The 11,500-nt window shown below is 41.2% G+C and carries 4 protein-coding genes and 7 pseudogenes; 6 read left to right on the top strand and 5 right to left on the bottom strand.

Annotation, left to right across the window (positions count from 1 at the left end):
- Positions 1 to 121: 121 nt before the first annotated feature.
- Positions 122 to 358: pseudogene (locus tag ACRAD_RS00400) on the top strand (hypothetical protein); the annotation flags it as partial.
- Positions 359 to 387: 29 nt separating this feature from the next.
- Here ACRAD_RS00400 and ACRAD_RS00395 read toward each other — a convergent pair.
- The 4 genes and pseudogenes from ACRAD_RS00395 to fruB all read right to left on the bottom strand — a co-directional run.
- The gene (locus tag ACRAD_RS00395) at positions 388 to 2,070 is read right to left on the bottom strand and encodes a fructose-specific PTS transporter subunit EIIC (RefSeq protein ID WP_005023723.1); all 1,683 of its coding nucleotides are present in this window, start codon (positions 2,068 to 2,070) and stop codon (positions 388 to 390) included.
- Between the two features lie 4 nt (positions 2,071 to 2,074).
- Complete coding sequence (gene pfkB / locus ACRAD_RS00390; protein WP_005023724.1) at positions 2,075 to 3,007, bottom strand: 1-phosphofructokinase; 933 nt, start codon at positions 3,005 to 3,007, stop codon at positions 2,075 to 2,077.
- Between the two features lie 6 nt (positions 3,008 to 3,013).
- A pseudogene (gene ptsP, locus ACRAD_RS16745) lies at positions 3,014 to 4,663 on the bottom strand (phosphoenolpyruvate--protein phosphotransferase); the annotation flags it as partial.
- Between the two features lie 86 nt (positions 4,664 to 4,749).
- A pseudogene (gene fruB / locus ACRAD_RS16740) lies at positions 4,750 to 5,878 on the bottom strand (fused PTS fructose transporter subunit IIA/HPr protein); the annotation flags it as partial.
- Between the two features lie 169 nt (positions 5,879 to 6,047).
- Between fruB and ACRAD_RS16580 the strand changes: the two are divergent.
- The 4 genes and pseudogenes from ACRAD_RS16580 to ACRAD_RS00365 all read left to right on the top strand — a co-directional run.
- A pseudogene (locus tag ACRAD_RS16580) lies at positions 6,048 to 6,176 on the top strand (IS110 family transposase); the annotation flags it as partial.
- Positions 6,177 to 6,213: 37 nt separating this feature from the next.
- A pseudogene (locus ACRAD_RS00375) lies at positions 6,214 to 6,348 on the top strand (IS3 family transposase); the annotation flags it as partial.
- Positions 6,349 to 6,452: 104 nt separating this feature from the next.
- A pseudogene (locus ACRAD_RS00370) lies at positions 6,453 to 6,577 on the top strand (IS4-like element ISAba33 family transposase); the annotation flags it as partial.
- A gap of 237 nt (positions 6,578 to 6,814) precedes the next feature.
- Positions 6,815 to 8,023, top strand: a complete 1,209-nt coding sequence (locus ACRAD_RS00365; protein WP_004672268.1) for an IS256 family transposase — start codon at positions 6,815 to 6,817, stop codon at positions 8,021 to 8,023.
- Positions 8,024 to 8,319: 296 nt separating this feature from the next.
- On the opposite strand, the gene ACRAD_RS00360 is transcribed toward ACRAD_RS00365, so the two are convergent.
- Positions 8,320 to 9,939, bottom strand: a complete 1,620-nt coding sequence (locus ACRAD_RS00360) for an oleate hydratase (RefSeq protein ID WP_004883953.1) — start codon at positions 9,937 to 9,939, stop codon at positions 8,320 to 8,322.
- A gap of 383 nt (positions 9,940 to 10,322) precedes the next feature.
- On the opposite strand from ACRAD_RS00360, the pseudogene ACRAD_RS00355 reads away from it, so the two are divergent.
- Positions 10,323 to 11,415, top strand: a pseudogene (locus ACRAD_RS00355) (IS4 family transposase).
- Positions 11,416 to 11,500 lie beyond the last annotated feature (85 nt).

Genomic DNA, 11,500 nt, shown 5'->3' with positions numbered 1-11,500 from the left:
GGATGGGGTGAATATTGGCTTTGGGGTACATTGGTCTCCTCAACCGCAATCACAGGTCGGCCATTAATCGCCTTTGAATACAGTGCAGAAGCGATCAGTAAAGGTTTAGAATTTTCCTCCACATCAAATGGATATCATGGGTGAGGCACTGAATATTCCTCGACAAGCTCTTGTGAAACTTGGTACTCAGGAAGCGGAACTTTGTGTCCAAGAAGTTGATGAAATTATTGGCTCGATTTGTAAGGTTACAATCTGATTCAGCAATATCGCTCATGACCTATTACCTGGACAAATTCAAGCAGAGACTCTCCAACTGATCCAAAATAGGATTGAGCATAATATTCATTTATTGCACTAAATAGCTTTCACAAAGCTTCTATGAAGGGCTTATTCTAACCGTTGTTTTATTACGGCATAAGCTACACCAGTCACCACACTTCCAATCGCAATCGCCAATAAATATTTTAATGGATAATTCATCGCATTCGGAATGATCAGTACCATTACACCGCCATGAGGAGTGACTAGTTCACATTTAAATAATGCAACCAAAGCCCCAGTTACAGCACCACCTGCGATCGCACATGGAAGCACTCGAATCGGGTCTTTGGCAGCAAACGGAATAGCCCCTTCCGAAATGAAACATAGGCCCAGAACTACAGCAGCCTTCCCTGCATCTTGCTCAGGTTTGGCAAATTTATGCTTTGCTAGAAAAGTTGCAATTGCCATACCCAATGGCGGTACCATACCCGCAGCCATGGTAATCGCCATCGGTCCGTATGTTTGTGACGTAAGTAAGCCCACCGTAAAGGCATAAGCCGCTTTGTTTATTGGGCCCCCAACATCAATACACATCATACTCCCAAGGATAACCCCCATGATCATGGCATTGGTCGTCCCCATATTGGCAAGGAAGTGTGTGAGTAATTCAAACAATTGTGCAACAGGCTGTCCAACCACATAAATCATGATTAAACCAACAGCTAAACTGGCCAATAGTGGAATAATCAATATTGGTTTTAATGCTTCTAGGCTACTCGGGAGTTTAAGCTGTTTCGATAAAAATAACGCAATATAACCTGCAATAAAACCTGCAACTAATCCACCGAGAAAGCCTGCCTCTAATTGTGTGGCAAGTAAACCGCCAATCAAACCTGGAGTTAAACCCGGACGATCCGCAATAGAATAAGCAATGTAACCTGCCAGCATAGGTACCATAAGAGTAAATGCTGCAGCACCTATTTGCTTTAAGGATGCGGCAAAGCTTCCTTCAACAGGATTGAGACCAAACATAAACGAGATGGCAATGATCAAACCGCCCGCCACCACCATCGGCAGCATGAAAGACACCCCTGTTAAAAGGTGTTTATAAATTCCTGTTTTTTCTTTGTTTTCATTTCCTGTCTTAGTGGCTATTTGCTTACCCGTTTCAAGCACTTTGGCCTCAGCAATTGCATTTGCAAAAGTCTTATCCGTTTGCTTAAGGGCAAATCCTGTACTGCAGCGATATACACGTTTGCCTACAAAGCGATCTGTATTGACCTCAATATCCGTTGCTAAGATCACCACATCTGCTTTGGCAATACTTTCTGCCGATAAAATATTTTTAGCCCCAACCGATCCTTGGGTTTCAACATCAATCTGATAACCGTGCTTTACTGCACCTTGTTGTAAGGCTTCGGCCGCCATAAACGTATGCGCAACACCAGTTGGACATGCTGTAATGGCGACAAACCGTGTAACCCCTACATTGGCTGCAATAGTTTCATCTAAAGCCTCTGAATGCTGAAGAACTTGTTGCAAAAGCATGATCGCATCGTGTTGTGCGTTATTCAAACCAATGACTTTCACAACCTTGTCACGCAGTTGATCCGCTTCTGCCGGCTTCTGTCCAACAAAAACAACAGTATCAATCACATTTGATAAATCAAGATGCTCAACTGATGTCGCCACATCATTGGAAATACCAAGTGCTGTTGCTGCTTTGGACAATTTTTTGGCCAAAATCACTGCATTAATCGGCTGCTCGGGACTATGTGGCACAAATAAAATATGTTTTATCTCTTGCATCGTATTAACTCAATGATTGGACTGAGATTTGCGATTTCAAATCTTCAATAACAGCAAAGTCTGGAAGGGCAAACCCAATTTGGGTCACAGCATTGCTCGCAATTGCGGTTGCTGTTTTCAATGTTTCTTCTGGGGAATTTGAATTCAACAAGCCATGAATCATACCTGCCAGCAAGGAATCTCCCGCACCCACCGTACTTTGGACGGTGACCTTCGGTGCAGTAGCATGCAGGGGTTGCGTGCGGTGAAGCCAGTTCACTCCGTTTTCACCCATCGAGACCACAATATGTTCGATCTGACTATTTAAACTGGCAAAAAGATGCTGCTGTTCTGCAAACGTTTCTGCTGGCAAATGGTAGGTTTCCGTCAACTCATCTGTATTAGGCTTAATCAACCAAGGATGGGCAGCAATTGCTGCTTTCAACGCAACACCACTGGTATCTACTGCGACTTTTTTACCCGCAGACTGTAACCATAGAATCAGTGTCGAAAGCTCTTCTGCAGAAAACCCTTGTGGCAAACTGCCAGCAATCACAATCACATCAACCTCTAAAATCAGTTGAGATAGGCGTTCACGTAGTTGTTGTTTTGCTGAGGTATCTACAAAAAAGCCCTTGCCATTGATGTCAGTCATCTGACCAGAGGCTTCTGCAACTTTAATGTTTTGTCGTGTTTCACCTGCAACATAAATAAATTGGTTATCAAATTGCTCTTGCTGGATATGATGGTCAAAAATTTGACGGTTTTCTTGCCCCAAAAAGCCACTCACAATCAGTTCATGTCCCAAATCCTTAAGGACCTGTGCCACGTTTAAGCCTTTACCTGCTGCATGGCTTTGGGCCGTTAACTGACGATTGACCTCGCCAACTTTTAGTTGATCCAACTGCACGGTGAGGTCAATTGCAGGATTCAGAGTAATACTTAATATCTTAGCCATTCGTAATTACTCCACCAATGCACGTACGGCAGACGCACTGTCACAAGTTAAGGCTTGCTGTGCGACCTGTTGGCAATTTATATAGTTCAAACCACGAATTTGCGCCTTCACCAATGGAATACTGGTACTCGACATACTCAACTCATCCACGCCCAAGCCTATCAATACAGGCACAGCTTTTGGATCAGCAGCCAATTCACCACAAATGCCTACCCATTTACCATGCTGATGTGCTGCCCGAACCGTTTGATCAATCAATAGCAAAATACTCGGATGTAAGCCATCAGCTTCAGCAGACAACAGTGGATGACCACGGTCAATCGCCAGAGTATATTGAGTCAAATCGTTGGTTCCAATACTAAAAAAATCAACTTCTTGAGCAAGAATTGGAGCCAACAATGCTGCCGCAGGAACCTCAATCATAATACCGACTTGTAAGTTTTCACATGGATGCTGTATGCGAACCTCATCCAAAATTGCTTTTGCTGCTCGCCATTCTTCAACCCGCCCAATCATCGGAAACATAATTCTTAATGGGCGATTATCCGCTGCTTTAAGTAAAGCAACCAATTGCTGACGTAACAACTCTGGCTTACGTAAAGTCAGACGAATACCACGTAAGCCCAAGAATGGATTTTCTTCCTTTTCAATAGGCAAATACGGCAAAGGTTTGTCTCCGCCCACATCAAGTGTACGTACCACCAATGGACGACCTGCCAAAGCATCTAACACCACCCGATAATCGGCTTCCTGTGTAGCCTCATCAGGCGCACTGCTGTGTGACATAAAGACCAATTCTGTGCGTAGCAAACCAATTGCTTCTGCCCCATCGGCCACAGCCTGTATGGTAGCGCCCACTTTGCCAATATTGGCTGCGATTTCAACTTGATGTTGATCCAGTGTGATGGCAGGTTCTAAACAATGCTGTTCCGCTTGTTCTCGCAACTCACGCTGGCGTTGGCGCTCTGCAATGGCATGATCAATCTGACTTTGCTCAGGTGAGACCATATACTCACCAGTATCCCCATTAATTAGTACTGTGGCATGGCTCTCAATATTTAAAACAGCTACACCCGCACCTACGACTGCTGGAATAGCCAGAGCACGTGCCACAATAGCACTATGGGCACTCGCTCCACCAACCGCGGTCAAAATGCCTGCAACACGATCTTTATTCAGACGCGCGACATCACTTGGACCAACATCATGCATAATTAAGATATAAGGTTGCTCGGGTTCTGTGACATCGGCCACACCGCACAAAGCAGCCAAAACACGCTCACCAATATCCCTTAAATCAGCCGCACGCTCTGCCAGTAAACGATCGCTAAGTGCAGCCTGTGCGGTAGCAGCCACTTCAATATGATCATGCCAAGCTGCAGCAGCAGACAACCCCTGTTTTAAACCGCGTTGTACACTTTGGAGGAGGTCTGGATCATCCAGCATTTCCAAATGTGCCATGAAGATCTGCTTAATGGCAGTAGATTCAGTATGTGCAATGAATTGACGTAAGCTATTTTTCACCTGATGAAGCGCAATTTCGAGCTTTTCATTCTCAGCTTTAAAACTCTGTCCGCGACGTTCATAACTAAATTCGCGTGGCTTCACCACATGAGCAGGACCAAAAGCAAGGCCAGTTGATGCCGCAATACCGCAGCTACCCGTATCGCCATGTGATTCAAAAGGCATTAATTCCAAAGTATTTACGACTGGGTCACTACTGCTATGCTGATGAGATGCAAGGTCAACAGCTTCAACCTCTTCTCCTAAGCCCTGCTGAACTGCATCAATAATCTGTTCTAAGCTTGCTACAGCATCGGTATCAGGTTGTGCAATAAAAGTCAGAGTTTGACCACGACGGCATCCCATAGCTAATAATTTGGTTAAACTTTTTGCCGAAACGTAAGCCCCCTCATCTACAGCAACGAGAATATCCCCTGCAAATTTCTTAGTCATATTGACCAAGTGTGTCGCGGGACGCGCATGTAGACCATGAGCATTAGCTAAGACAATACGACGAGATGGCCAATCAGGAATTAGTTCAGCACCAATTAACTGCGCCAATTGGTGACTATCTTGCTCTTGGTTGAGGATATGAACTTGTTCAGTATCAAACAAAATATCCATTAACCGTTGAAACCGTTGCATATCCAGTTGCTCATTACTGGCAATACACACCAAAGTCTTGAGCATTTCCTGCTGATGGCTTAAAACCTGTTCCGCTTTTACCAAACTTACAGCTGGGCTCAAAACATGCTGGTTAGAAGTGATCGACCAGACCCCCTCCCCTAAATGAATCATGCTGTTTAGGTTTAAACCCGACAGAAAACCACACTCCACCATTTTTTGCTGTTTCAGCAGCTGTGTTGCCTGCCAAATTAAATCTTCTACATCAAGTGCGGGAACTTGAGTGGCGATTAAATTTTCATGCAATGCCAAAGATGCAGGTTGGGCTTGTAATAATGCAATAATTTGCTCTGCGGATTGAGCATGTTTCACTTGATCAGCGACATCATTAATTAAAGCCCGCGTCAAAATTTGTAAGACTTGCAAATGCTCATCTGATTTCGCAGCAATCACTACTGCTAAATAAATTTTATTTTCACCGTCCCAAACAACTCCTTCAGGAAAGTGCGCCAGACGAATCCCAGTTTTTAAAATATATTGGCGAGACTGAGGCGTCCCATGCGGAATGGCAATTCCTTGCCCTAAATACGTTGCACTTTGTTGTTCGCGCACGGTCAACCCATGAATATAATCAGGTGTAACCAATTGGTCTTCGACCAAGATATCGACTAGACATTGCAACGCTTGTGCCTTATCAGTGGCGTGTTGTTTCATTCGAACATGTTGTATATCTAGCGCGAGCATAAAACGTCCTTGCAAAGCAGCATAGTGAGAAGATGCTTTTTTACTGCAGAAAAAATAAGTCGAATTCTACTCAGGATTTACACAAAAATCTGTATTTTTTGATTTTATCTTCATGATCATCATTACAACGTAATTAAGAAACGACGAGATTCTTCAGAGTTCAGTGTTGCGATTATTAAGCTCGGGTAAGAATAAAATGTGTGCTTTAGGTGCTGCAATGCGCAAGCTTATATATCTGTGTTATAGCGTTTTAAAACATCAGACTGCCTATCAAAGAGATTATTTATTAGCCGAATAATCTCAAAACCTGATTGACTACCAAGACGGTATCTCAGGTCGCTGACTTCACGTATATTAAAACTCATTCAGATTGGGTCTAAACCACATTTATTATTGATGTTTTTTCATGTGCAATTGTTGGCTGGAAAGTATCAACACGTAAGAATACAGATATGGTGCTTGATGCGCTGAGTTATGTATCGTCTTTTGAGCTTGAAGCAATGTACGATTATAAGATTAACCCGTTAGGTCAGGTGGCCTAACTTAAATAAAAAAGTCTCCGACAAACCCGGTACGGTTCAGTTTGGACTATGTTCAAATGGCTATTCTACGTTTGATTGGTTTTGGAAAAAAGAAGAATTTAAGAAAGTGCTAGCAATTTTAAGAAAGAAAAAGCCTGATAGGGCAAGGATCCTATGAAATTTGTCGTGTACAGAGGTAATTTTTATGAAATCTAAAATCATGAGAAAAAGATAGAAAAGCACTTAGTCAGTTTCGGACTATTATTTAAAACGTGGAGATGTTTTTCCTATGTTGATTAGTCAATTTATTTACGAATGAGGTATAAAGTTTTATCTAATTTTGAGACTGTAAATAAAACTGTGTAAACGCTTAAACTATCCCTCAACGCTGTTGGGGGCAACACAGGTGTTTACCATGAAAGATGAAGCAATGCTGGCATTGGCAAAAGAATTTGCTAAGAACTTAAAAACAGAAGCTGACCTGAATAATTTCAGTAAAGCTTTAAAGAAACTCACCGTTGAAACTGCACTCAATGCTGAACTGACTGAACATTTAGGCTATGAGAAGAATAGCCCTCGTATAGGCAAAAATACACGTAATGGCTATACAACTAAACGGCTATTTACTGATGATGGTGAATTTGAACTAGACACGCCTAGAGATCGTGATGGCACTTTTGAGCCCCAGTTGATCAAGAAGAGTCAAACCCGTATCACACAAATGGATAGCCAAATCCTATCCCTATACGCCAAAGGCATGACGACACGAGATATTGTTGCCACATTCAAGGAAATGTACGATGCGGACGTCTCCCCAACGCTTATTTCCAAAGTGACGGATGCAGTTAAAGAACAAGTAATAGAATGGCAAAATAGACCATTGGATGCCCTTTATCCTATTGTCTATATGGATTGTATCGTCGTGAAAGTGCGTCAAGATAGTACGATTATTAACAAAGCGGTATATCTGGCATTAGGTGTCAATACAGACGGACAGAAAGACCTATTAGGTATGTGGATGTCAGAAAACGAGGGTTCTAAATTTTGGCTCTCAGTGCTTACAGAACTGAAAAATCGTGGTTTAAAGGATATTCTGATTGCCTGCGTAGATGGATTGAAAGGGTTTCCTGATGCGATTAATACAATTTACCCTGATACGCATATTCAGTTGTGTATCATTCACATGGTACGCAACAATCTTAAATATGTGAGTTGGAAAGACTACAAAGCTGTCACAGCCGATTTAAAAAAGATATATCAAGCTGTTACAGAAGACGCAGCCTTACAGGCTTTAGATGAATTTGGACAAAAATGGGATGAGAAGTATCCTCAAATCAGCAAGTCATGGCTTGCCAACTGGTCGAATCTAAACACGTTTTTCGCTTACTCTATGGATATTCGCAAAGCGATTTACACGACCAATGCGATTGAATCATTGAACAGCGTTATCCGCCATGCAACCAAGAAAAGAAAAATCTTCCCAACTGATGATTCCGTGAAAAAGGTGGTATATTTAGCAATTATGGCAGCAAGCAAAAAATGGACGATGCCTATTCAGAATTGGAAAGCTGCCATGAATCGCTTTAGTATCATGTTTGAAGAGCGTGTAACCAAGTATTTTTAAAACTGTATTTACACAGAATTATTTACACCCTCCTAATTTTTCTTTTTATCCAATTTAAAATTAGGTGCGTACACGGCCTCAACTTTCAATAAAGTATAAAAGGTGTTTGTGTAGGCAATACCCTTACTTTTGATAAGCCAAAAGAAAGCAAAAGCCTTTGTTACCCATACATAACATCCCTATTATGATGGATAACGTGTGGCATCCCTGCCACACTCGTGTATTCAAACGTTGCTTAAATTAAACTATGTAATAGTGGCGACATAAAGGTGCTCTTATCGCTATATATTAAAAACTTAGTGGAACACTGTTTCTAAAGCTTTTAAACCCACTTTGGGATCAAGTAGACCGTTGTAAATTTCAGGGATTTCACGTTCCACCCCAAAAAATTCATAAATGGCAAGCATCGCCCCACGAACTGAATATTCCACAGTAAAGACCACGTCATCTTCAATTTCCACAAACTGTCCAAGGAAAGCAAAGTTTTGTGAGCCTTGTGGAATTACCTGTGGACGATCCCCCGGTTTACGGCAGGCGAATAGGGCAGAGGCGTATGGCATCATGGCGGTAGTAACATCAGTCGTTGCCAAAACATGATCTAAAATGTCGTCAAAACCGAGCTGTTTAATCAGTTCTGTTAGGATTTCTTGCCCCGTGGCTTCGGACATTGGTTTTTTGATGTAATCGCCTATATGGTCAATTTGGAAACCGTAGCCCCATAAGGTATATAAACCTTCAGGTAAGTCGGCAAAGTGTGGCTGTGCAGGAACCACGATGGATAAATGCCAACCCGACTCATACCAAGTCATGAGTGCGCCTGTGCCTGGTTCATTGCCTGTATAGTCAATAATACGTTTAAGTAGCACGTCATCTTTCATGGTCAGAGTGAAAGACTCCCACTTATGTTCATCGACATTGCCATAAAAAGTCATTGGACGGCCAAAGTCTGGGGCTTTTTGTGCCAGCGTTTCCCAAAGCGTCCAGCCATGATCTTCTCGATGACGAATAAGGGCAGGCACGTCATGATTACCGCCATAACGTGAGTCTGCGGTAATAGAGCCTAAAGTGAAAATAGCTAAATCATTGGCTTTCAGATTAATTTGCTCTGAGCCTTCAGGCAATTGTACATATAGGCGTGAAGCGTAGCGTTCTTGAGTTTCAGCATTGGTAATGAAGTCTGCATCTGTGACATAGTGTCCAAAACGCACATCGACGCCTTGTGCGACTAACCAACGCTGTAGGGGCAGAATCATCGAGTCATATTGGTTGTACTTGGTACGTTTCACACCCGCTAAGGTATGAATGCGTGGCAATTCTTGAATAAAACGCAAGAAATAGCGTCTTAACTCTGCTGCACTGTGCCATTTTTGAAAAGCGAAAGTCGTGCGCCACATGCGCCAGAAATTGGTTTCAAAAAAGGTTTCATCAAAAAACTCATCAATGCGGCGACTGCCAATTTTTTCTTCTTTTGAAGCTAATAGGCGCAGCATCTGTGCACGATGTAGCGTATTCAGACCAAGCTTTGCTGCATCCGCAATGACATGTTCGGCATCAATCAACCGTGCATTGGCGTGGGTTTTCACTTTTTCATTAAACTCACGACATTCTTCACGCACCGAAATGTCTGGATTTTCCAAAGATGGAATACTGGAAAATAAGTCCCATAGGCACAAATAAGTTTCATCGGTCAGCATTCGCCCACCACGTGTTACCCAAGCTTGCGCGGCATGCGGTGTATGTCCACCATCCATCGAACCACCTGAAATATCGAGTTCTTCTAAAATATGGATATTTTTGGCAGGGACTTTGGCATCACGGATTGCAAATGCAGCAGCAGCCATACCTGCGATACCACCACCAATAATCCAAAGATGGGACTGTTGCGCGTCTAATGGGGTGCGCTTCTTATTTTGCATGGTTCACCTTTAATTATGATGTTAAAAATTATGAAGTAAAAAAATTGGTTTAGAAAAACCTTAAAAATAGTATGTCTTTTTATATATGAAAAATGTATGAAATGGGAAGCAATCCCCTCATTATATTTTGTAATCAAAAATAGACGTATGATGGCTATTTTTAATACACATTTGTCTTTTTATTAAAATTGAATATGATCTAAATAATTGATGTTAATGTTTATTGTTGAGTAATTGCTCTATTGTTGTTTTCACTATGCCGTATGCTAAATTTCTTTAAAAATAGGCTTTTTATTTATCATTAAAAAATATCTTTGTACACGACAAAAAAAGATAACTCATTGAAATAATGGCATAATACTTGTTTTCTGACGACGAATATGATGACACATTTCAATGAGTTACATCTCATCTTAAACAAATATCTAAAGTGGAACAAGTCACATGCAAAATGTTTTACACTGATTATGCTTGCATTAATTGTAAAACAGACATGTAATCTTTCTTCTGCATCTAAAGCCTTACCCATCAAGTGCTTACCACAATCATTTTATCGACGTATACCACAACGCTTCTTTGCAGATCAGTATTTCGATTATCGTCAAATTTCTCAGTTAATTTTCAATATATTTTCATTCGATAAAGTCCAATTAACTTTGGATAGATCTAATTGGAAATGGGGAAAACGAGATATTAATATCTTGATGTTAGCCATCGTCTATCGTGGAATAGCGATACCTATTGTTTGGACATTGCTCAATAAACGTGGAAATTCAGATACAAAAGAGCGTATTGCTTTGATTCAACGCTTTATCTCCATTTTTGGTAAAGATCGTATTGTGAATGTGTTTGCAGACAGAGAATTTATCGGTGAGAAATGGTTTACATGGTTAATTGAAAATGACATTAACTTCTGTATACGTGTTAAAAAAACTTTATTGTGACCAATCACTTAGCCAAGAATCATAAAATTAGTGATTTATTTCGTCATCTTCAAGTTGGTCAAACTGAATGTCGTAAACGACGTATTTGGGTTGGTCGAGTGAAACTGTATATTAGTGCGCTACGATTAGAAGATGGAGAGCTTTTACTTGTTGTTTCTCCTATGTTTAATGCTTCTGCTATTCGTGATTATGCATTACGCTGGGAAATCGAAACGTTATTTAGTTGTCTCAAAGGACGTGGATTCAATCTTGAAAATACTCGTTTAACAGACCCTAGACGAGTCAAGAAATTGATAGCAGTGCTAGCTATCAGTTTCTGTTGGTGCTATTTAACAGGTGAATGGCAACATGATCGGAAAAAAGCGATAAAAATAAAGAAGCATGGACGACTTTCAGTAAGTTTATTTCGCTACGGTTTGGACTATGTTCAAATGGCTATTCTACGTTTGATTGGTTTTGGAAAAAAGAAGAATTTAAGAAAGTGCTAGCAATTTTAAGAAAGAAAAAGCCTGATAGGACAAGGATCCTATGAAATTTGTCGTGTACAGAGATCTGTGTTATAGCGTTTTAAAACATCAGACTGCCTATCAAAGAGATTATTTATTAGCCGAATAATC

It is taken from the genome of Acinetobacter radioresistens DSM 6976 = NBRC 102413 = CIP 103788 (assembly GCF_006757745.1).
In the GTDB taxonomy this organism is placed as follows: Bacteria; Pseudomonadota; Gammaproteobacteria; order Pseudomonadales; family Moraxellaceae; genus Acinetobacter; species Acinetobacter radioresistens.
Note: the sequence above shows the minus strand (reverse complement) of the source record. Positions and strands in the feature narration are given on the sequence as shown.

Bases quoted from the DNA above. Each gene is read 5' to 3' on its own strand.
- ACRAD_RS00395 (WP_005023723.1), bottom strand. From the start codon at position 2,070: ATGCAAGAGATAAAACATATTTTATTTGTGCCACATAGTCCCGAGCAG.
- pfkB (WP_005023724.1), bottom strand. From the start codon at position 3,007: ATGGCTAAGATATTAAGTATTACTCTGAATCCTGCAATTGACCTCACC.
- ACRAD_RS00365 (WP_004672268.1), top strand. From the start codon at position 6,815: ATGAAAGATGAAGCAATGCTGGCATTGGCAAAAGAATTTGCTAAGAAC.
- ACRAD_RS00360 (WP_004883953.1), bottom strand. From the start codon at position 9,939: ATGCAAAATAAGAAGCGCACCCCATTAGACGCGCAACAGTCCCATCTT.